Genomic DNA, 22108 nt, shown 5'->3' with positions numbered 1-22108 from the left:
CGCCCGAGGTCTTTCACGGAAGCCTCGCCTCGCCCACCTTGACCACCCGTTCGACCACGCCTGCAGGCCACGGTCGCGGGGGCAGCGGCCGCTGCGCCTCGCGCGGCTGTTTCAGTGGGATGGTCAATTCCCGCGCCTGGGGCCGCACCCAATAAATTAGCCACGCCGCTGCGGTTCCTCGCCATTTCGTCTCGCCACCAACCACCCTGCAGGTCACCTTGTGCTCTCCTTCGGGCAACTGCAGCTTCGCCCAGAGCCAACTGCGCAGATCCCCTTCGATAGACGGCTGCACCTCTCGCCCGTCCACCCTTACGCGCAAAGAGGCCTGGCTCTGTGCAGTCCTTGGCTCACGTTCAAACAGGACGGCCAACTCTGCTTTCGCTAACCCGGCGGGAATCTGAACGGCTGCTTCCAGCTCACCTCTGCCGCGTTTCGTGCTGACTTGGCCTGCAGGGCGCCTCTCCTGACCCGCCGGTGCGGAAAGGGCTCCAACCTGGCTGAGAACCTCTGCCAAGACTCCCGGTGCCACGAGTTCTGGGTTCAGTAGGCGCGGCTCTTGTGCCTCGCCAAGCATGCGCAAGTGGCGGACGTCGAGCGCCGTCGCTTCTTCTTCGAAGGTCACCCCGGCCAGTAGCGGTTCGTTCGCCTCGGCCAGCGGGTAGATTTCAAAGACCGCCGTCTCGTACCCCTGCAGAGGCACGTGCACTGTGGCGCCGGCCGCGTAGAGCTGCGGGCAGAGGTGGCGCGTGGGGTAGACGCGCTCCACCACCAGCGACGCCGCCTTATCGTCGATACCCAATCCAGGGGCAAGCGGGATGGGGATTTCTTTCGGTTCGATGAACGGGTTGCGCACTGCGACGATGCCCCGGCTGCCGGCAAAGTGGGCGTAGCCATAGGGCTCGCGCTTGCCTGGGTGTCCGCCGATCATGGCCGTGTGCACCAGCAGGTCAAAGTGGTCCCGCGCCCAGGCGACGGACTGGGCCAGGGCCTCCCACTCTCCTTCGCTGAGAAGGTTGGGTGAAATGTACAGCTCCCACATGGTCACCCCTCGGGCAAAGTAGAGGAGGACATTGTTGGTGAACTTGTCCAGCGGCTCATCTTCGCCGCCGAGCTTCTGCAGGTTGCCCTTGATGATACCATGGGTCATGAGGTTAGCAACGGGAAACCAGAAGTCGTTGATGCCATAGTCCTCGAACAGGACATGGTCACGATAGGTCATGGCGGCATCGCGGCGGCTGATGGAGGGCACGTCGGCGTAGCCATAGTCAGCGCCTTGCATCCAGATGGTGTTGGCGTACTTGAGCCACCAGGGGCTTAGCCAGGTACCGGAGGTGATGTTGAGGAAGACCTCTGGTCGGGCAGCGCGCACCGACTGGCAAAGGTCAATCACCGCCTCCAAGGTGGCGCGCCGCGAATAGAGGCCCACGGGATGCCCATGCTCCGTCTCGCTGCACGAGAACTGGATGCCATCCCACTTGAAGTAGCCCACCCCGTGCTCTTTGACGAAATCCACCACGCGTTTCTTGAGCAATGCGTGGTACTTTGTGCCGGCCACGCACATCTGGTCGCCCACGGTCTCGTAGCCATGTTCTCTCATCCAGCCCACGCGCCAGTCTCGGTGCGAATAGCCGCCAATGGGTCCTAACCAGATACCCAAGTCGGTGCCCAAGCTGTCGAGCGCCTGGCTTATGGGTTTCAGGCCTTGCGGAAACTCCTGCGGGCGCACCACCCAGTCGCTCTTGTACACGTCCCAGCCATCGTCCAACACGAAGGCGTCCAGCCGGATGCCGCGCTTCTGCCACATCTCGCGCTGAAAGTCCCTGATGATGCGCAGCACGTTGGCTTCGTTCATCACATCCTCAGGCCGCTCGGTGTACTCCGGGGCGCGCACGTCGTACCACGAGTTGTAGAGCAAGTAGGGCTGGAGCGGCGCGACGCGGGTGTCGTCCAAGTAGCGAGAGAACCAGAGCTTGGCGTGCGGGTTTGGGCAAAGGCCGGTCACCACCCACTCGCTCTGCACCCAGAGGCTGTCCACCACCTCCCCCGCTTCGTGCCCACAGCTGAGGGAAGCAGAGCCTGTCTGCTCCAGCTTCAGCAAAGTCGTGGCCACCGGGTACTCCACGCCCCAGAACACAGCGCCATCCTGGATGCGCGCTGCAGCCGGCTGTCCAAAACCACCGTTCTTTACCAGGGCCAGAGGTCCCTCAATTGCTCCCCGGCGCGGCCACACAAAATGGAGAAAGTGCCGGTGGCGCTTCGGGTCGCACACCGCGAGTCGCCGCCTGAGGTAGGGGCGATCAGCCGGAAGCTCGTAGCTGAGCAGCACCTGCAGGGAGGCTTGGCGGTGCTGGAACAGCAAGTGTGTCCTCTTGCTGTCTCTCGCGGAATCATTGCTCGTCACGGACAGCAGTCGGAAGTCCCGCGCCGACACCAGCAGCTCGTTGTCGGCGTTATCCTTCTTGCCTGGGGCTGACCAATCCGTCCAGAAAAGCTCCAGAGCAAAGTCACCGTCTGCTTCGACACGCACGGTGCGGCTCCCGTGCGCGGTGAGCCACCCGGGCTGCCCGGCCAATGTTTCGGAGACAAGCTGCCCTCCCTCCACTCGCAACGAGCACACAAGGCAGTTGTTTTCCAGGACGACGATGCGGTCTTCCTGCCCACTGCTCGCCGTAGCAGAGGCATCCCCTGCCCGCGCCGCGACCCAGAACATGAGCAGAGCGCAGACGACACATGCCAGGCGTCTTGCCATAGTTCTCCCTCTCATTTCGACAGTGTGGGCCCTCACAAGTTGCACTCCTCCACCATGGCTCCCTGGGCGACCGAGATCACGTAAGGCGCGCCCCCTGCAGCAGTGATGGCCTGGGCCACTTCTTCGGTGCGCTCTGGGGCGTAGGCGAACATGCAGCCACCGCCCCCGGAGCCATTGATCTTCGCCCCAAGAGCTCCGGCAGTCAATGCGGCGGCGATCATGCGTTCGATCTTGGGTGTAGAAATGCGCAGCCCTTCGCCGAGTTGGCGATGGTGAGCCGTCAGCAACGCCCCCAAGCGACCATGGTCAACCTCCTCCTGCCGAAGGAGAAGGCGCGCCTGTTCAGTCAGATCACGAACGCCAACCCGTGCGCGCAGGAGTTGGCTTTGCTCGCGGCTGAGTCTCCTCTCGTGCCGGTCGATGTCCGCAAGCGACACGGAACGATACGAAAGGGCCGCATCGGCACTCTTCAGGGCCTCCATGGCAGCAACCGAGCCTCCCCGCACGCAGGCCAAGAGGTCGGTGGTATCCTTTGGCTCGTGCGAGTCGCCGAGCACAAATTTTCCCAGCCGGGCCGGCAGACTCTCAATGCGCAGCTCCGGCGCAAACTCGATGTGCAACACGCCGCCGAAGCTGGCCGTGACGTGGTCCATCATGCCCCCGGGCTCGTGAAACTCCAGCACCTCCGCTTCGTGCGCACAACGAGCCACAAACATCGAGTCTGCGGCGCGGTCATCCTGGGCTGCTGCCAGCAGGAACAGCACCCAGGCCACCACCAGCGCAGACGAGCTCGAGGTGCCGGAGTTGATGGGGATCGTGCCATGGACGCGGCATGAATAACCCCTCTCCAGCCTCAGCCCCCTGCGCAGCAAGACATTGAGGCCGCTGCGCAGATAGTCGCGCTTCCTCTCGTACGGCACCGGCCCAGGAAGGGAAAAGTGTTCGCGGGCGCCGATATCCGGCAGGTCGATTTCAAACCTGGCGTCTTCCCTCCTCTGGCCGCTAATCCAGATGCGGCGGTCGATGGCCGCGGCGATCACCGGCAGCCCCAAGTAGTCTTGATGTTCGCCAAAAAGGCAGATGCGCCCCGGCGCGGAGACCACCAGCGCGCGGGCGCTCATCGATCTGCCTCCTTGCCCAGGGGTGCCGCAGCCTGCAGTTCCTGGAAAAGTCTTTCCGCCACTGTCAACTCCTCTGGCGTGTTTACTGCCCAGACCAGGCGCGTGTCCTCCACCGGCAGCGCCTCAACTTGATGCCCGGCCGCGCGCAAGATGCCCACAATGTCGGTGAGGTAGTACTCGCCCTTGGCATTGTGGTTGTCGATCTTCGCCAGGAGCGGCAGGACCACCTCGGCGCGAAAGCAGAAGTGCGAAGTGATGACCTCTTTGACTGCCGCCACCTCCGGCGTGGCATCGAGCTCTTCGACGATGCGCACCACCCTCCCCTGCACATCGCGCAGCACCCTGCCATAGGCCGGCGGCGCGTCGAACACCGCACTGAGGAAGGTGGCGGCTGCCCCGCTGCTCTGGTGGAGCGACAGGAGCTTCTGAAGGAGGCCTGGCGTGATGAGCGGGCTATCGCCGACCAGCACGAGAAGGTCACCTTCGTAGCCAGCCAAGAGCGGGCTCACCTGCAGCAGCGCATGCCCGGTGCCGAGCTGCGGCTCCTGGGTAACATAGCAGAGCCCAGGGCCAAGAGCCTGGCGCACCTTCTCAGCCCCGTAGCCAACCACCAAGTAGATGGTCTCCACACTTGCAGCGCGGCACGCGTCGACTACGTACTGCACCATGGGTCGGCCAAGCAGCGGATGGAGCACCTTGGGCAGGTCGGATTTCATGCGCGTGCCCCTGCCTGCGGCCAGGATGACCGCGCGCAGTTCTCCGGCCATTGGGCTTCTGTCAGTGCTCTGCGCGTCCTTCAAGGCAAGAGCGTCCTGGCCATCTGCGCAAGGTCGCCCATACCCGGTTCATAGGGTCGCAGGATGAAGCGGAAGGAAGCAGGCGCCGCTCTGAGCGCGTACTGCTCGAGCACCCCCGGGCCGCAACTGGCGTTGCCCAGGCCGCACTGCTCATAGTCCAGGCACAGCACCACCTCAGGTCGCGGGCGGAGCTCGTGGATGTGCTCTGCCTTGTCAAGGTCATGGGCCGTGAAGTGCAGGGCAGAGACGGCCAGAGGCTGTGGGCAGACGACCAGCAGGCCGACGCCGCTGGCGTCCGTCAGCGCCAGCCAACGCACCTCCTCGTGGTTGCCCATCTCCTGGGGGCGTACGTACGGCTCATATTGCTCCGTCACCGTGCTGCGATAACGGCCAACGTCTGCACTGCTCTTGCGATCCGGATAGTTCTCGCGCGGTCCCCTGCCGAGCCACTCCATCCGTTCGTAGGCGCCGTCGACCAGCAGGCGGACGCCCAGACGGGGCAGGATGGCCAGCTCGCCAAAGGGCTCCACTTTGTTTGCGACCTCCATCCAGCCATTCGCCAGCACCCGGTAGGTGGCCGAATGCGTAAACCCTCGGCCTGGTGCCCCTGTCCAGACATGCTTGGTGCGCACCAGCACCTCCCCCGCACTCACGCGCTCCACGGCAAAGGCTTGCAGTTGCGGCGCCAGGCGGTCCAAGCCAGCCTCAAGCCAGGGTTTGCGCAGACCCTTGTCGTTGTCAGTTGGGGCGCGGAAGGCGTTGAGCACCGGACCCGGCGGGTTGGCTCCTTGCGCGAGCACCTCCCTTTCCCAGTAGCGCAGCGAGATCAGCGCGCCGTTCGCGCGCGAGAAAGTGGCCCCAAAGCCATTGCCCTGCAGGGACACAACACTGTCCCCTTCGGCGACCTGCACCTCCTCTGGCGGAAGTTGCACAGGCGGAGCCAGCTTGACCCGGAAGGGCAGCGCGAGCTGCTCCCAAGCGACCTCGTGCCCCTGTTCCGCCCAGGAAGTAGCGTCGCGGAGATGGAAAGAAATGCGGAGGTGGTACTCCGCGCCCGGACGAAGGCGCGGCTTCCTGAAGGGAATGCGCACCACAGTGCTTTGCCCGGGGCCGATGGCCAGCGGCGAAAGAGCGCCGCGCTGGATTTCGCTGCCATCCTCAGTGAGCACCCAAGTGGGGATGAATTCCCCAAGGTCGGTGAAGAAGAACTTGTTCCGCGCGCGTACCCACCCGTGCAGGAGGTCTACCGGCTCGATGGCGATGTTCTGGTAGACCTTCTTTACCTCCCAGAGCTTCGGGGTAATTCGTCGGTCGGGCAGCACCAGGCCGTTGCAGCAAAAGTTGCCGTCGTTGGGCTGGTCGCCAAAGTCGCCGCCGTATGCCCAGAACCAGACCTCCTCCCCCCTGTCGTTCACGGCATGCTTGCGCAGGCCTTGGTCCACCCAGTCCCAGATGCAGCCGCCCTGCAGATTCCGGTACCGCTCGATGACCTCCCAGTACTCCTGCAGGTTGCCGACGGCGTTACCCATGGCGTGGGCGTACTCGCACATGATGAGCGGTCGGTCGCGGTCCTGGCTTCCGTACTGCACCAGATGCTCGAGAGGTGGGTACATCGGGCAGACGATGTCGGTGTGGGGACGCGTGCCGGCGCGCTCGTAATGCACCGGCCGCGACGGATCGCGCTGGTGAATCCAGTCGCTTGCCTCCTCGAAGGTCGTGCCGTCGCCTGCCTCGTTGCCCAGGGACCAGATGATGACCGATGGGTGGTTCTTGTCGCGTTCCACCATGCGGGTGATGCGGTCCACGTGGGCCGCTCGCCACTCCGGCTTGTTTGCCAGCGTCCGCTCCGGGTCGTAGCCTATGCCGTGCGACTCGACGTTGGCCTCGTCGATGACGTAGAGGCCGTAGTAGTCACAGAGGTCGTACCACGCAGGGGCGTCCGGATAGTGGCAGGTGCGCACGGCGTTGATATTGAAGCGCTTCATGAGCAGAATGTCTCGCACCATCGACTCCACAGTCACATAGTGGCCGGTGTCCGGGTCGTGCTCGTGGCGATTCACCCCCTTGATGTAGATGGGCTTGCCGTTGACCAGCAGTTGCCCGCCTTTGATTTCCACGCTGCGGAAGCCAACGCGGCACGGGATGACCTCCAGCACTCGGCCGTCAGCATCCTTCAGGGTCAAGACAAGCGTGTACAAGTGCGGCTTCTCGGCCGACCATTTCCGGGGATTGGCCACCTCCGCGCTCAGCAGCATGGTGCTCTCCGCGCCGGATGCCAAGTAGGGAGTGCTGGCGGTCATACTGGCCACCACCGGCGCCGCCGGCTCCACGCCGTCCAGCAACACGGCCTCCAAGGTTGGTTTCCTGACCCCTGTGGGCCCGTTGTTGCGGACCTTGGCGGTCACCCGCAACGTAGCATCACGGTAGGCACCATCCAGTGCGGTGCGAACGAAAAAGTCCCGCACGTACACCGTCGGCCGCGCCATTAAATACACGTCCCGGAATATGCCGCTCAGCCGCCAAAAGTCCTGGTCTTCCAGATACGAACCGTCCGACCAGCGGTAGACTTCGACCGCCAGCAAGTTCTGGCCCGGCTTGAGAAAGCCGGTGATGTTGAACTCCGCGGGAGTGCGGCTGTCTTGGCTGTAGCCAACCAGCTCGCCATTCACCCACAAGTAAAAAGCCGACTCGACTCCGTCAAAGACCAGGAACACTTGGCGGCCCGCCCAATTCTCGGGAAGGGTAAAAGTCCTCCGGTAAGAACCTACCGGGTTGAAGTCGTGCGGGATGTACGGCGGATTGGCCGGAAAAGGGTAGCGCACGTTGGTGTAAATGGGGATGTCGTAGCCGTGCATCTGCCAATTGCTCGGCACGGGGAGGCTGTCCCACGCGCTGGCGTCAAAATCCGGCCGATAGAAGTCGCGCGGACGGTCGTCCGGCCGTCTGGCCCAGTGGAACTGCCAGAGGCCATTCAGCGACACCAGAAAGGGCGACATGGCTCGCGTAAAGGAAAGTGCTTGCTCCTGGGTGGCAAAAGGGGCCATGGTCGCATGCCGGAGCTCTTTGTTGATACCAAACACCGCGGGGTCTTCCCAGTGGGAGTCCTGGAGTGCCCGCGTGGCCCCTACGACAGAAAAGCTCAAGGCTACGTGCACAAGTACCGGTAGCAACGGAAAAGCAGTAAGTCTCATCTATCTCCTCCAGCCAAGAGGACTTGGCTCATCTCATCGGTGTGGGCCGTTGCCAGTGCGTCAGTAACAGCGGCCATCGTCATCGACTCCTCTGCACCGGCGACCCGCCTGCGCCAAGGGCCACCACCTATCGCCACTGCCCAGCCTTCATGTGCGCACCCAGCGTGGCCCGGCCTCCGGTAGCGAAGTTCGCGCCAAGTCGATGGGGGCAGACCGACGCATGCTCCGCCCAAACGAATCCTCCCCACGCGGGTGCGCGACCTTTGAAAGATAAACAAATTCATGCAAAATGCAAGGGGAAAGTACCCCGCCTCTCAACGCCAGCAGTGTCGCCCAATGAGCGGGTGCGGGCGACCAGGCCCACGGGCCCACCAGTGACCGCCTTCGCCGCTCGCTGCCAGTTCCCCCTCCACAAGAAGCTGACCACCACCAGAACGAGGTGCTGGAGCTGGTGGCTCCTGGGCCGAACGTCAAGAAGCGATGAGAAGAGGAGGCCCTCGCGGACGTTACTGAGGGTGCGCTGGCATCCACGAGCCATCTATTCCGGCTAGTCTTGGGCGGGCAGTCGGTGGGCCCCAAGGTGGCGCTGGTGAGGTGAGAAGCGGATAGCCGTACAGGCCCAGGCCGCCTCGGAGGCCAACACGAGGCGGAGCACGGGCCCTCCAAGCCTGCCCTGCATAGGGAAAAAAATGACTTGAGATAGGCCGGTTTTTCTTTATATTCCAAGCGGGAGGATTGCCGGTTGGCATCCGGCCTCAGAGCGCGGCGCGGTGATAGAGGGCCACAGGGGATGGAGGGGACACGAGTTTTGGGGAGGACGGTGTACCATGAAGCAAACTGTAGATGCGCGGTTCTTGGTGATCTTCGCCTTGGTGGGGTTTGTTCTTTCCTGTGGGCGGGACAAGACGCCGTTAGCTCCTGCCCAGGGGCCCGTGGTCTGTCCCCAGCAGCACATCCCCTGGCCGAGCATAGCCGATAGCCCGTGGCCGATGATGTGGGCAGACCCGCAGTGCACGGCCTGGGGCAGGTACCCCGGGCCGCGCATCGGGAGGGTGGCCTGGAGCTTCAGCGAAGAGGGGTTGTATGCCGAAGACGTGAACGTCGCTGTTGGGGAGGACGGCACGCTTTGTCTGGCAGCTCCCATCGTCAATGCCCGTGAGGGGAGCCGTCCGCACCTCTTTGTGCTCGGCCCCGACGGCAGCTTGCGGGCGAAGATCCCCTTCAGTCGCCCAGGGCAGTGTAACTCCAGCGCGGCCCTCCTTGCTGGGGGGAGGGTGCTCGTGGTAGACCTAGGGGGGTAGCGGGAGAGATTTACCAGTTCGACAGGGAGGCGAATCTCCTCTTTCGGGTAACGGCCCCCCACGCCAACTCGGCTGCCGCGCCGGCGATAGGCAGGGACACTCTGCTGTTCCTCTACTGCTGGGATCACGTGTTTTCCGCGGTGGAGCCGACGGGCCGGGTGGTGTGGTCCACTCGCTTTGATGGCCATTCTCCCCCCATGTACGGTGGAGCGCTGGCTCTGTCGCCCGACGGCGCCGTTCTGTACGCCTTGCGCCGTGCGGAGCCGGGCAAGCAACTGACGGCGTGGGACGCACGAAACGGTGCCGTGCTGTGGGAAGCTCCTTCCGACCTGTATTTTGATTCCCCTCTTGTGGACAATGAGGGCAACGTCTATTGCACGGTGCGCAGCCAACGGGGAGCTCACCTCGTGGTCGTGGTGCGCTCTTACACGCAGCAGGGACAGCTGAGGTGGGAGAGCCGCGCGCCAGTAGGGCTCACCACCAACCTGTGCATGAGTGCCCAGGGGCACATCTTCGCGTATGGGAAAGGAGATTCTCTCTTGTGTTTTGACTGCCAAGGGAGCCTTTGCTGGGCCGCACCGATGTTGCGGCGACCTGAACTGGGTGCAGAGGGGGGCGTGCGCTTGGTGCTGGATTCTGAGGGGGTGGTGTATGCCTGCTACAGCTGGAAGTACCTTTTGGCCTTCGACGCAGCCGGGAATAGCTTGTTCACTTGTGAACTCCCAGGAATCCCCGATCGGCTCTCTGGGGTTGCGATACCCGGTCCAGACAAACTGATCGTGGTCGGGGAATACGCTGTCTATTGCATAGAGTAGGAGGCGGAAAAGAGCTATGCAGAGCATCAGGGTTCCAGGGGCTCTGGCACTTGCGCTTGTGGGGGCCTTGGCGCAAGGAGCGCTCTCACAAAGGGCCCTCGAAGTCCCCGGCGAAATCACTATGGCCGTAACGGGGTTGTCAGAGGAGCTGGACTGGGTGGTAAGGGCACGCTGCCAGTCCGCGGTTCGGTGGTCCTGGGACGGGGGCGCATGCCGGCTTACCTCGGAATTTGCCTTTGCCCAGATCACCGGCTATGGAAATGCCGAGTCTCGTCAATCGTTCAAGTGCCCCATCGTGGACTGGCCGGGCCTGAGAATTTACCTTTGACCTCCCCCCCCGGTACACAGATATGTCTTTCTGCCTTGACCTCTGCGACGCCGACTGGACGGCTGAGTACGATAGCCCCAAAGACGTCTGGGTGCGCTGCCACCTTACCGGTCCGACGACCAGCTATCTGGAATGGAAGCGGGGGCAAGGGGGGAGCTACTCCGCGCAGATGGTCGGCTCCATTTGGGAGATGTTCGGGCGCCGTACGCCCAATCACGCGAAGCTTCAGCCTACGCCCCCTCGCAACTTCACCTGTACGAACGCGGCGGAGGCCGGCGCCAGCCCATCTTTCACCTGGGAGGAACCCGAGGAGCCAAGCCAGGTGAGCTTCCTGTACAGCCTCTACCGGAAGCGACCCTCTCAGTCGTGGAGGCGCATCGTGTCGGGTCTGACAGGCAGGAACTGGACCGACGAGGAGGTCACGATTGACCCGCTAAGGGGTGTGACCTACTGCTACTGTGCGACTGCTTACACCAGCCAGTCGGTGGAGTCGCCCCCGTCGGAGGAGGCATGGATCATGGGCCAACTCGGCAAGCCGGGCGAAGCCCCGCCAGAGGCCTCCGAGGTACGGGGTGAGGAAACAGACCTTTCGCTCCTTCCTAACCTCTGCAACCCCACAGGCACGGTGCGCTATGTGCTTGCCCAGGAGGGCGAGGTGTGAAGGTGAGCCTATATGACCTTTGTGGCCGGGAGGTGCTGCGCCTTGCCGAGGGGCTCCATCCGCCTGGGGAGTACCAGCTTCGGCTGGACGGGTGGGCGTTGAGCTCGGGGGCCTATTTGGTGCGGATGGTGCATGGGGGTGGCGCCCTGACTGCCAAGGTGCTGGTGGTGAAATAGGTCTGCGCTGAGTCTGCGCTCAGCTTGCCTTTGCCATGGCCGCCGGAGAGGGCCCTTCTGCCAAGGGTGGGGTCTTACATTTGGGCACGGAGCTGGCCTTTGCGCACGAGGTGTGGGCCTACGGCCTGCTCGGCAGGAGGAAGAGAAAGGGCTCTACAGCTGAGGATTTTTTCCTGAAATTTGAAGTGCTGCCACCCGCGAAGGTAGGCTACGGTTGTTGGGGAGGCGCTATGAGGAGAGTCGTTTTCCTGCCGCTTGTGCTCTTGTCCTGTGCGCTGCTGTGGTGTGCGCGCGACAAGACCCCTTTGGGCCCGGTGGGGGCCCGGCCATCTGCCCGCAGCAGGAGATCCCCTGGCCGAGCTTGGCCAATAGTCCGTGGCCGGTCATGTGGGCAGACCCGCAGTGCACGGCCAGGGGCAAGTACCCCGGTGCCCGCCTGGGGAAGCTCGTGTGGGGCTTTGCGCCGGTGCAGATTGACGGCGAATGCGTCAATGTGGCCGTGGCCGAAGAGTGCACCATCTACTGGGCCGCGCGGGTTGCCGCCCCGGCCTGGCAACTGACGCTGTTCGTGAGAGGCGTGGACGGCAGGGAGCGCGCGCGTGTCCCGTTGGGCCCACGCGGCCAATGTCAGGACAGTTCAAGCCCGATCCTATTGGCCGATGGGACCCTCTTGGTGATCGGCGGTGAGGAGGGGGCATTCTTTGAATGCACCCCCGATGGCCAGGTGCACACTACGTTCCGCCTGTGGCAATACCATGGGGTGGCGGGTCCTGGGCTCGGGATGGAGGGGAACGTTTACTTATGCGAGGTGGAGCATCAGACGTTCTTTGCCATCGGGGCGCAGCGTCAGCTCTTGTGGACAAACTCTGAGAGGAGCGGCCGAAGGGGAAGCCCCTCCTGGTTGAGCTTGTCGCCGGATGGTCGCCAAGTCTACACGGTCGTGCTGGGTGCGGAGGCCACCCACTTGATAGCCTTTGATGCCCAGACTGGGGTCATTGTCTGGGAAGTGCCCGTCGATTGGTACGCAGTTTCTCCGGCAGTGGATGCCTATGGCAACCTCTACTGCGTGAGGAAAGGATATGCCCGGAAGCCAGTGCTGGCCTGCTTCGGACCCGACGGGTCTGTGCGATGGGAAAGCTCTCGGCCAGTGAGCCCTGGGGTAAACATTGCCATCGCTGAAGACGGGAGAATCTATGCGCCCGCAGAGGGGGGCGGCGAGCTGCTGTGCTTTGACGGTGAGGGGCATCTGCTGTGGTCGGTGAGGCTCCTTTTCGCCTTCTCGGGAGACCAGGCAGCTCTGGTGGTCGACTCGGAGGGCGTAGTCTACTTTGCCGTGGACAAAACTGTGGAAGCATTTGACCGGGATGGGCGCCGCCTCTTCGTGAGCGAGATGCCTGGATACGCCCGGTCACTGCACGCCATGGCCATACCATGTCCGGGGCGCTTGATAGTGGTAGGCGACGCACAACTCTGGTGCATCAAGTAAGAGCCTCTCATGGTGTCGAGACAGCTTCTGCGCGCACTGGTAGCAGGCCTGGCAGCCTGCTCGATGGCAGCAGCGAGAGGGCAAGTGACAACACTCGTTCACGGGGAGATAGTGATGGTGGTAGACGGGCTCAAGGGAGACGATCAGAGCCAGGAATAGAGTGTGACTGCCACCATTGACCGGCGCGATAACATCAGATGGACTTGGGACGGGGATGAATGTCGGCTGACCGATGACTGCGCCACGGCGCAGGTGAGCGGCACTGGTAATTCCCAGTCAAAGGATGGCTTCAGGACGCCGCGCTCCGGCGACACTCCTCGCCTGGCATGGGGATTGTAAGACTTCAGGTGGTACATGCCACAGGGGCACCCGGACACGGAGTTCGATCTCGACCTGCGGGATTTTGATTGGTCGGAGGGCTACGGGCACGACCCCGACCTGTACATCCGCTACGCGGACATCCGCGGCACAGGCGAGTGGACCCTGACGTGGCGCACAGGCAGTGACTCGGTGTACCATGGACCAATCGGCAGCAACATCTGGGACGCCTGGGGCGGGTCCAGGCCCAACCAGCGGCCGTTTCAGCCGACCAAGCCGCAGGACTTTGCCTGCGTCAACGCAGGGCGGCCTGGGGAGAATCCGACCTTTGCCTGGTACTGGCCCGAGGCACCGACCGAGCTCATGGACTGGCCTTACTGTTTCACTTACCGCATTTACCGTAGCGAGAACTTTGGCCCGTTCTATTGTGTTGCCTCCGACCTCTGCTACCCACCGGGGACGCCGCCGCCCTTTTCCTGGACCGACCACAGTGTGATGATGTGGCCGGGGGGAGCAGGTACCTCTACTACTGCACCGCCACAACCGGGGAGCCGCCAGAGTCGCCACCTTCTGACCAGGTGGTGGTGCGGGGCAACCCCTACAAGGTGTTGCCTGGAGAGGGTGAGGAGCCTGCGCCCGGTGCAGGTGGGCAGGTGCAGATGTGGAGCTTGGGGCTGTGGTGTTCGAGGAACCCCTGCAATGCGGTGGCGGTGGTGTGGTACCGCCTGCCGGGCGAAGGGAGGGTGCACCTTGCGCTCTATGACCTGGTGGGGGCGGAGGTGGTGGAGCTGGCGCGCGGCGTCCAGTCGGCAGGGGCGCATCGGGTGTCCTGTTCCTTAGGTGCACTGCCTCCGGGTGTTTACATAGTCCGGCTGCTGTTTGCGCACAGGGTGGTGAGTCAGAAGGTGGCGGTGGTCAAATGAGCTGGTGGATGGCAGGAGCCAGTAGGTACGGCCTTGTGCCGGCCGAGGAGGGGCGGTGCAAAGGGTAGCATTCTTGGTGTGCGTTCTGGGAGCCTGTGTGCTGTGCTCGTGTGCGCGGGACAAGACTCCCTTGGGACCAGCGGTGCGGCCGGCGGTCTGTGCGCAGCAGGACATCCCCTGGCCGAGCATAGCGGATAGTCCCTGGCCCATGGCGGGCGCCGATCCCCAGAGTACGCGCCGGGGGAAATACCCGGGTCCAAAGGGAGGGAAAGTGATATGGAGCGTCCGCTTCCCGGCATCGATTTGGCGCCGTGCCTTAGCATTAGGTCAAGACGGGACCGTCTACACCACTGCTTCTTGCTCTACCAAGACTGATCGGTGCCTTTACGCCATCAGTCCCGATGGTACCGAGCTGTGGAGCAGGCCTCTAGGCAGCGCTGTCTATGGCAGTTCCACCCCGATTGTCCTTGCTGACGGTGGTGTGCTCGTGGTGGCGGACAAGTCTGCAATTCTCTACGAATTCGCCCCAGATGGTACGCTGCGGTGGAGCTACAACACGGGGGTGGGGCTGATGACTCCAAGGATTGGGGTGGGGCGAGACGGTACTCTTTACCTGGTGGGGTGGTACCCGTATCCATTGTTGGCCATTGGGCGGGACGGGGGGGGTATTGTGGCGCTCTACCGATGCAAGCTTCTTCCGGTGGGGACTAGGCGGGTGGGCATCCATGTCAGCGGACGACGAGGTCGTCTACTTGATGGCCGCTGACACGCTCTCCCCTGCCTCCCTTGTGGCCTTCGACGCGCACACAGGGGCGCAGCTGTGGCGCGCACCTGCCTCTTGGAGTTCTTGTCATCCGGTGGTTGATTGTGAGGGCAATGTCTACTATTCCAGGCTGAGGGAGGACATTGGCTATGTGCTCCGTTCGGTGACCGACCAGGGGGTATTGCGCTGGGAGGCTGATTACCCAGTTCTCCCCGGGGCGAACCTGGCCTTGGCAAGGGATGGCAGCCTCTATGTGCGTGGGGAGAAAGAGGAGCTGCTGTGCTTCGATTGCGCCGGCCACCTGAAATGGAGCGCACCTCTGCCGACCGGACTCGGGCGCTACGGAGGATTGGCGGTGGTAGATGGTGAGGGGACATGCTATTTGGTGCACGCGCGTTTCGTCTCGGCTTTCGATCGGTTTGGTCACCCCATATTTACGTGCGAGTTGCCTGGGCTTCCCAGCGGGCTCTCAGAGGCGGCCATCTCCGCCCAGGGGCGGCTCTACGTGCTCGGCGAGCGGGAGCTGTACCCTATTGAATAGGCACAGAATGGCGCCAAGAGGGCTGAATTGGGCAGCGCCGTTGCGGGAGTCGGGGTCGACCCGCACAGGCGGCACCGCCTGCAGGGGGCCTCGGCATGTGGCGGTTGAACAAGCAGGGGGAGCCCGTCTCCGTCTTGCCAGCACGACGGTACTTGGCAGGAACGGAGCAGCTTCCGTGGTTGCCGTTCGTGGCAAAGCTCTGGGAGCAGGTCTCTTCGTGACCACGACAGTTCTCCCGCGGCCGAGGCCGGCGCACGCAGGCTACGCGCCTTGCACCTCCAACGGGGGTGCAAGGCTATTGGCCACGAAGGCGAGGGTCGGTTCACCCGATATGGGCTCCCCAGCAGTAACCCTTACCCCTGTGCCACGGCCTTGGACACCGCGTCTGGCCGAAGAGGCAATCGGTGGAACGCCACCCCCAAGGGGCTGGTGCGCCATGACGGGAGCGCCTGGCCCATACTGAGCATCTACAACTCCCCTCTGCCGGACAACGCAATCTCAACCGTTCGGGTCGATGAAGAGGGGACTATTTGGCCGGGCATGAGCTATGCCGGCTTGGTGAAGTACGATGGCCAGCGCTGCACTGTCGACGACACGACCAACTCTCCTTTGCCTGAGAACCGCGTCTATGCCCTGGCCATCGACAGCTGGGGCAATAAGTGGATTGGCGCCGCCAACAAGGGCGTGGCCATCTTCCGCGATGGCCGGCTGATACTCGAAGCAACGGGGCGAGAGCACAGCCCTCCCTTGCCGCAGTTTGCCTTGGCGCAGAACTATCCGAACCCGTTCAATTCGTCTACCCGGATCTGGTTCACCTTGGGCCAGCCGGCAACCGTGGAAATGGCTATTCACGACCAGATGGGCCGCGCTGTGGTAGGCTTACTGCAAGGCTGCAGACCTCAGGGGAACTACGCCGTCACTTGGGATGGGCCCGACCAGGCTGGGCGTCCCCTGCCTAGTGGCATCTACATCTGTCAGCTCCGGGATGGAGTGCACACTGCCATGGTCGAGATGGTGCTGGTACACTAGGCAGGACAGGGTAATGCATCGCCATCGACCCAGTGGGCGCCTTGCTCCCAAAGACCCAGAGAGGCGGAAAAGGGGCAAAGGCAGCGCAGCGCGGCAGAGGAGTTGGAGCGGGGAGCTGCCTCAGCGATTCGGATGGCAGGGGAAAGTACGAGAGGTTGCGGAGCTGTCCGGTAGCGGCAAGTAGGGGCAGACCCGGCAAGAGGCACAAAGCTGCCATTGTGACTCTGCTGCAGACAATTGCCCGCGCCGTCCTGGTAGCTGGGTCATGCAATTGACCCACGGGTTACCACTCAGTGCGGCCCGTGGGCACCTTGCGGAAGTTGGGCCCTGTGTGCAAGTGGCGCAAGATGCTCCGGGAGGTTACTCCGGTAAGTCTGGCTTCTGCATGCGCTCTGGCGGGGCCCCGAGAACCTGCCGGAGGCTGACCAGCAGAGAGAAAAGCCTTGACACGCGCGCTTTTTTTTATTAAGTTACAAGTGAGACATTCGGGCACTCACCCGGTGGATCGCCGGGCGCCAATGCCAAGGTGTGAGTCTCGTTCTGCTGGGCCTGCCTCTGGAGTGCCCGCCGGAAAGACGCTCCGCAATTAGAGTGTGCAACTGTCATGCTTCCTCGCAGCCAAGCCACAGACGATGGGTACAGCCCGTGAGTGCTAGGAGACTGCGCAAGATCGCCGTACGCTGTGTCGCCAAGGTGCAGGCCGGGCTCTCCGCGGGGCCCAGTCTGGCCACGTCGTTCTTTTGGGGCTGGCTTCGCTGCCCCCTTGCGGGGACCCCCTCGTCGGGGGCAGGTGGCAACGATTGGCGGCACGGTCAGCACGCTGGACGGCATGCCAACAGAAATGCACGGGTGATGCCTGAGAACGCTGCAACTGCGCCGCTTCCGTTGCGCTGCATTGACTGGTTACCCGCAAGGATTGACTGTGCACACGAGTGCTGCTTATCTGCTGAAGGGGCAGTCGCGCTGTCTGGGAGAGGGGTACAGACGCCATGAAGCAGGGACGTTTCCGGAGCATTGGAGGACCGGGGCCGTCCGGTCTCACTTATGGTCCGTGTATGAGTCAGCCGGGCTTCTGAAGAACCCGCGCAACGGGGTGGCGCCCCCCGCCGAAGGCCAGCTTGGCAACGTCCTCTTACGGGCTGCAAAGTGCATCCCCGTGCCAGGGGCACAGGCGTCAGGGGGCAGGGAGTATCGGTTGCCGGCGGGCCTTTTTTCCCTCTTGTTGCACGGTCTTGACGGTCCTTGCGGCCGGGCAGCCTGAAGATGTCCACAGTCATGCACCAATGCGCGTGAGGAACCACATGAGAAAGGCCAAAGTCCTGATAGTGGCGCAGAGCGCAGTAATCCTAGTCCTCAGCGCCGAAGTGGTTTTCCTGGCATTCCAGAACCGCAGACTCACTTCTCACGCAAGAAGCAGGGTGAGCCACTACCGCTCGGCCGAAAGCATCAAACCCGGCACAGTTGCGCCTCCCATTGAAGGCTGTGACCTGAATGGCGATACGGTGCGCATCGGCCCAAACAAGGCAGTCTCCTCCGCGCTACTGGTGTTCTTTGCACCTCATTGCCCGGCCTGTGAAGTAGATGCGCCCACCTGGAAGCGACTCTCTGCAACTCCCGCAGGAGCCAAGGTCGCCTGGGTGGGGATATGCCTTGGGGGGCGCAGTGAGTGCCTGGAATTCGTGAGGCGGCACGGCATCGCCTTCCCTGTGGTGGCGGACAGCACCCGCATCATTGCCGAGATGTACAACTGCGCCACCGTGATTCCTCAGGTGGTGCATGTGAAGAATGGGATTGTCGATTACGTCACGGCAGGGGCAGGCTCCGGGAGGGGGCATGCGGAACTGGCGAGAAGACTTTTGCCTTGAGTCGCAGGCCGCGCCGGAGGCTTCTGCCCTTGTGCCTCGCTGGGAACAAGAAGGCACCGCCGGTAAGGTGCAATGGTCATCACCCTCAGGGGCAGCCAAGGGTGCGACTCTTCTCGTCCCGCGTGCTGGCAAAGGTATTGGGCGGGGGATGCACTGTGAGCCGGTTAGGCCTTCCTTGGCTGCGGGCCATAGCCACACTCCCTGATTGTCCACCCGTCCAAAGGCAGCCAGCTTTGGTTCGCGGGGAGCTCGGGACGGATATTGAGGCGATCGGTACTGCTGGGGGGAGCCAGGGCAAAGAAGCGAGCGAGAAGCGCTCAGTAGCCAGGCTTTCAATGGAGGCGTTGATCGTGCGGGACGAGAATTCGGCACAGGCGGCGGGCCGCCGACAGGGCCATGGCACGCGATGGCCGCTCTGCTGCCGCCGCGGACCCTGTCTTTACCCGCAAACGAAGGGGCCGGCAAGCCTCGTGCCGATGTTCAACGGCGCACAAGACTATTGACAAGCAATTCGGGAGGGGAAGGAGATGACAGAGAAGTTGGCCGCCGCTCTAGTGTGGGCGGCCGCGGTCGTCGCCTCTGTTGGCGGTGCAGTGCAGCTCTCTGGGCTGGCCTCGCCCAGCGCGCCCCCCGACTGCGCACGCGGGGAGTACAACTATGGGACAGGATGCCGGGATGCGTGTTCCCCGAGGTTTCTCAAACAGTGCGAGCAAGTCGGGGGTACAGTTGCCTGCTGCTACCATTACGACAGGGGACGATGGGAGTGCTTCTGCATAGTGGAATGAACAACCCAAGCCGCACCGGCCTTCCTGCCTCTTGCCGGCGGTCATGGAGGGGCGTTTTGCACTTCTCATCCTTGCGCCGACCTGCTATGGCGGTCGGAGCGACGATCTTGCTTGTGGCCCGGCCAGGGCCCGGCTGGGCGCAGGAATGGCTCCTTTTCAGCAAGGCCAACTCTGGTCTGCCGGACGATTATGTAGCCGTGGTCACCTTTGACCAGAAGCAGCGGGCGTGGATCGGCACCGGAAGTGGATTTGTCGTCTTCGACGGCCGTTCTTGGACGCACGGCAAGGAGCTTGGCTTCCCGGCAGGAAACGGGGAAGCCTTTGTGGCCGATCTCTGTTTTGACGACGGGGGCAGGTTATGGGTGGCCTCCTACGGCCTCCTCAATTATGACGGCACTACCTGGGAGTGGTATTTGCCCAACGTCACTCCTCTGCCGCATTCCTTCGTCAATTGCCTGGCCACCTTCGGAGGAGCCGGCTTCGGCGGGATCGTATGGGTTGGCACCAACGGTGGGCTGGTGAAAGTGCAAAGGGGAGGGTGGACAGTATACACCACCACCAATTCCGAACTGCCGGCCGACTGGATCGCTTGCCTAAAGATCGCGCCGGACCGCATGCTATGGGCGGGGGTCTTTGGACACGGGGTGGTGCGTCATGAGGGCGGCAACCGCTTCACGCAGTACAATCTTCCCAGCAGTGGCCCGTATGCCTACAATTCGGCCTGGGATATGGCTTTCGACCAAGAGGGACACCTCTGGGTAGCCACCTCCGAAGGGCTCGTCCACTTCGACGGCAGCGCCTGGCGCATCTTCACCGTCTACAACTCCCCCATTCCCGACAACTGCCTCTACTGCGTGGAAGTGGACGCCGAGGGATCTGTGTGGATGGGCACCGATGCTGCCGGCCTTGTCAGGCGCAAGGGCGAACAATGGGAAGTCTGGAGCGCGAGCAATTCTCCCTTGCCCGAGAACACAGTCGTCTCGCTGGCCATCGACCGATGGGGGAACAAGTGGCTCGGAACGGGGAGCAAGGGCCTGGCCATCTTCCGCGAGGGCGGGGTGATCCTCGGGGCAGGGGCCCAGGAGTCCCCGGCTCCGCCGCAGCAGTTCGTTCTGGCCCAAAACTACCCCAACCCGTTCACCACGTCCACGCTCGTTCGCTTCACCTTGGAGCGAATGGCAAAGGCAAATCTCACCGTCTACGACGCCCAGGGCCACGCGGTCGTCACGCTCTTCTCCGGCACCATATCGGCTGGAAGCCACACGGTGAGCTGGGACGGGCGCAATCGGCTCGGCGAAGCTCTGCCCAGTGGCCTCTACACCTGCCAGTTGACGGCAGAAGGACAGGCCGCCAGGGTGAAGATGGTGCTGGTGCGCTAGCAAAGCGGCGCCAAGCGGCCCCAGTTCTGGAGAAAGCGGCGTCCTGGAAGATGGAGGAAACAAGAGCAAAACAGGAGGTAAGGACACATGTCAAAGGTTGCGGTTGTCGTCATGGTGGCGGGGCTGGTGGCGGCCGCGGTCGGGGGGCGCCAGCTCCCTACCGCTACAGACTGGTTCCCGGTATGCGAGCAGGGGAAGTATTGGTATGACCAGAACTGCTCACCCTACTGTGAACAGAATTTCATGGAGACTTGCCGGGCGAGCGGTGGCACAGTGGCCTGCTGTTGGCACTACCCTAACGGGCCCTGGCAATGCCAATGCATCGCCCAATAGTGATTCAGGTAGCCGGGGTAGCAATAGCATGAGAAGGACCCTGGTCGGCCCTGCTTCCAGCGACGGCAGTTGAACGGAGACGGCCATGCGGAGTTCAGGGTGGGGTACGGTGTCAGTTCTGGTCACAGGGGCACTCCTGGTAGTGCGGGTAGCGTGCCTTTTGGGTCAGGGGGAGTGGCTTGTCTTCAATACCCAGAACTCTTCGTTGCCTGGGGACGGGGTGTGGGGTATCGACTTCGACACGACTGGTCGCGCCTGGATGGCAACCTGGGACCACGTGGCTTGCTTCGACGGAGAGCGGTGGACTGTCTACGACCGGCAGCGGCTTGCCGTCGGCCCATTGGTATACTTCTCCAGTATCAGTTGTGACAACAGGGGAAACGTTTGGGTGGGCACAAACGCAGGCCTGCTGCAGTTCGACGGCGCGGGCTGGACCATTTACACACCGCTCAATTCTGGCCTGCCCGATTGGTCGGTGAGCGGTGTCGCCTGCCAGGCAGGAGGGCCACTTGCCGGCCCCACTCTGTGGATTGGCATGCACCACAAAGGTCTGGTCCACTTCAGCAAGGGCAAATGGAGGAACTACCACAGCGGCAACTCTGAGATGCCGGGAGACCAAGTGGTCAGCCTGCACCTCCGGCCTAAGGGCGAATTGTGGATGGGAGTGTTCAATCACGGTGTGGTGCGCCTCTGGGGACGAGAGCAGTTTACCACCTACGACTGGCGCAACTCACCCTTCCCCAGCCACGTAGCATGGGACATCGCCTCGGATGCGCACGGCAACCTGTGGATGGCTACGGCTGACGGCCTGGTGAGATTTGATGATCGCGAGTGGCAGGTTTTCACCATCTACAATTCGGACATTCCGGACCATGCCGCTAAGAACCTGGAGATAGACCAAGAAGGCAACCTCTGGGTGGGCACCATCTGGTCTGGTCTCATGAAGTACGACGGCCAGCACTGGACAGTATACGACACCACCAACTCCCCTCTGCCGAGCAACAACATCGTGTCCCTGGCGGTCGACCGGTGGGGCAACAAGTGGATCGGCACGTGGGGCAAGGGCCTGGCCATCTTCCGCGAGGGCGGGGTAATCCTCCGGGCAGAGGCGCAAGAATCTTCGGCTCCGCAGGAGTGTGCCCTGAGGCAAAGCTACCCAAACCCCTTTTCCGTCGTGGGCCATGGCCGCGGCGGTCGGAGGATAAGCACCACGATATCCTTCGAACTGGGCAGGCCATCGGCAGTGAAAATTGAGATTCTCGATACCATGGGTCGACTCATCCGGGTCCTTGCTGCCCGCCACTACCCAGAGGGGGTACACGCAGTGCCTTGGGACGGCCGCAGCGAGGAGGGTGCACCGGTCCCCAGCGGTCTGTACTTCTGCAGGATGCTCTGTGATGGAGGAGTATTTCTTCAGAAAATGACTGTGATGCGGTAGCTTGGGCAAGGGCGCTCGCCCGCGCGATCTCTGCAGGTGCACCACAGGTGCGGGCGCAAGGTGTCGGCGGGCAACCATTGTGCACAGCGGGGGTAGCCGCATAGTTGGG

General features: G+C 62.9%; 20 protein-coding genes. 16 read left to right on the top strand and 4 right to left on the bottom strand.

From position 1 onward, the window contains the following. Nucleotides 1–13 precede the first annotated feature (13 nt). Genes NUW13_06925 through NUW13_06910 form a run of 4 tightly spaced genes read right to left on the bottom strand, consistent with a single transcriptional unit; the run spans nucleotide 14 to nucleotide 7858 of the window. On the bottom strand, nucleotides 14–2749 hold the full coding sequence (locus NUW13_06925) for an alpha-galactosidase (GenBank protein MCR4438760.1): 2736 nt from the start codon (nucleotides 2747–2749) through the stop codon (nucleotides 14–16). A gap of 32 nt (nucleotides 2750–2781) precedes the next feature. Continuing rightward, entirely contained in the window at nucleotides 2782–3870 is a 1089-nt protein-coding gene (locus NUW13_06920) for a GHMP kinase (GenBank protein ID MCR4438759.1), read from the bottom strand. Continuing rightward, nucleotides 3867–4637, bottom strand: a complete 771-nt coding sequence (locus NUW13_06915) for an NTP transferase domain-containing protein (GenBank protein MCR4438758.1) — start codon at nucleotides 4635–4637, stop codon at nucleotides 3867–3869. The genes NUW13_06920 and NUW13_06915 overlap by 4 nt, the downstream gene beginning before the upstream one ends. 29 nt (nucleotides 4638–4666) lie before the next feature. Continuing rightward, the gene (locus NUW13_06910; protein MCR4438757.1) at nucleotides 4667–7858 is read right to left on the bottom strand and encodes a DUF4981 domain-containing protein; all 3192 of its coding nucleotides are present in this window, start codon (nucleotides 7856–7858) and stop codon (nucleotides 4667–4669) included. 827 nt (nucleotides 7859–8685) lie between these two features. On the opposite strand from NUW13_06910, the gene NUW13_06905 reads away from it, so the two are divergent. From NUW13_06905 to NUW13_06830, 16 genes are all read left to right on the top strand, one after another. After that, nucleotides 8686–9159 (top strand): hypothetical protein, encoded by a 474-nt coding sequence (locus NUW13_06905; protein ID MCR4438756.1) that lies wholly within the window; start codon nucleotides 8686–8688, stop codon nucleotides 9157–9159. A gap of 140 nt (nucleotides 9160–9299) precedes the next feature. Next, nucleotides 9300–9974, top strand: a complete 675-nt coding sequence (locus NUW13_06900) for a PQQ-binding-like beta-propeller repeat protein (protein MCR4438755.1) — start codon at nucleotides 9300–9302, stop codon at nucleotides 9972–9974. 16 nt (nucleotides 9975–9990) lie between these two features. Further along, nucleotides 9991–10302, top strand: a complete 312-nt coding sequence (locus tag NUW13_06895; protein ID MCR4438754.1) for a hypothetical protein — start codon at nucleotides 9991–9993, stop codon at nucleotides 10300–10302. Nucleotides 10303–10324: 22 nt separating this feature from the next. Beyond that, nucleotides 10325–10963, top strand: a complete 639-nt coding sequence (locus NUW13_06890; GenBank protein ID MCR4438753.1) for a hypothetical protein — start codon at nucleotides 10325–10327, stop codon at nucleotides 10961–10963. Beyond that, nucleotides 10960–11139 (top strand): T9SS type A sorting domain-containing protein, encoded by a 180-nt coding sequence (locus NUW13_06885; GenBank protein MCR4438752.1) that lies wholly within the window; start codon nucleotides 10960–10962, stop codon nucleotides 11137–11139. The genes NUW13_06890 and NUW13_06885 overlap by 4 nt, the downstream gene beginning before the upstream one ends. Before the next feature lie 361 nt (nucleotides 11140–11500). Next, a complete protein-coding gene (locus NUW13_06880) occupies nucleotides 11501–12625 on the top strand; it encodes a PQQ-binding-like beta-propeller repeat protein (GenBank protein MCR4438751.1) in 1125 nt (374 codons plus the stop codon). Nucleotides 12626–12787: 162 nt separating this feature from the next. Further along, nucleotides 12788–12964 (top strand): hypothetical protein, encoded by a 177-nt coding sequence (locus tag NUW13_06875; GenBank protein ID MCR4438750.1) that lies wholly within the window; start codon nucleotides 12788–12790, stop codon nucleotides 12962–12964. Between the two features lie 479 nt (nucleotides 12965–13443). Next, nucleotides 13444–13866 (top strand): T9SS type A sorting domain-containing protein, encoded by a 423-nt coding sequence (locus NUW13_06870; GenBank protein ID MCR4438749.1) that lies wholly within the window; start codon nucleotides 13444–13446, stop codon nucleotides 13864–13866. A 208-nt stretch (nucleotides 13867–14074) separates the two neighbouring features. Then, nucleotides 14075–14632, top strand: coding sequence for a PQQ-binding-like beta-propeller repeat protein (locus NUW13_06865; GenBank protein ID MCR4438748.1), 558 nt, complete (start codon nucleotides 14075–14077; stop codon nucleotides 14630–14632). After that, a complete protein-coding gene (locus NUW13_06860) occupies nucleotides 14535–15170 on the top strand; it encodes a PQQ-binding-like beta-propeller repeat protein (GenBank protein ID MCR4438747.1) in 636 nt (211 codons plus the stop codon). Before NUW13_06865 ends, NUW13_06860 begins: the two co-directional genes overlap by 98 nt. 270 nt (nucleotides 15171–15440) lie before the next feature. Continuing rightward, nucleotides 15441–16199 carry a T9SS type A sorting domain-containing protein gene (locus NUW13_06855; protein ID MCR4438746.1) on the top strand — a complete coding sequence of 253 codons (759 nt, stop codon included), beginning with the start codon at nucleotides 15441–15443 and terminating at the stop codon, nucleotides 16197–16199. 1301 nt (nucleotides 16200–17500) lie between these two features. Next, nucleotides 17501–18064, top strand: a complete 564-nt coding sequence (locus NUW13_06850; protein MCR4438745.1) for a redoxin domain-containing protein — start codon at nucleotides 17501–17503, stop codon at nucleotides 18062–18064. Nucleotides 18065–18591: 527 nt separating this feature from the next. Next, nucleotides 18592–18849 (top strand): hypothetical protein, encoded by a 258-nt coding sequence (locus NUW13_06845; GenBank protein MCR4438744.1) that lies wholly within the window; start codon nucleotides 18592–18594, stop codon nucleotides 18847–18849. An 86-nt stretch (nucleotides 18850–18935) separates the two neighbouring features. Next, nucleotides 18936–20228 (top strand): T9SS type A sorting domain-containing protein, encoded by a 1293-nt coding sequence (locus NUW13_06840; protein MCR4438743.1) that lies wholly within the window; start codon nucleotides 18936–18938, stop codon nucleotides 20226–20228. A gap of 87 nt (nucleotides 20229–20315) precedes the next feature. Continuing rightward, nucleotides 20316–20561 carry a hypothetical protein gene (locus NUW13_06835; GenBank protein MCR4438742.1) on the top strand — a complete coding sequence of 82 codons (246 nt, stop codon included), beginning with the start codon at nucleotides 20316–20318 and terminating at the stop codon, nucleotides 20559–20561. 85 nt (nucleotides 20562–20646) lie between these two features. Beyond that, complete coding sequence (locus NUW13_06830) at nucleotides 20647–21999, top strand: hypothetical protein (protein ID MCR4438741.1); 1353 nt, start codon at nucleotides 20647–20649, stop codon at nucleotides 21997–21999. The last annotated feature ends 109 nt before the right edge of the window (nucleotides 22000–22108 follow it).

The organism is candidate division KSB1 bacterium (assembly GCA_024655945.1).
Taxonomy (GTDB): Bacteria; Zhuqueibacterota; Zhuqueibacteria; order JANLFK01; family Oleimicrobiaceae; genus Oleimicrobium.
The sequence above is the reverse complement of the archived record's forward strand: the minus strand, read 5'-3'. Positions and strand labels throughout refer to the sequence as shown.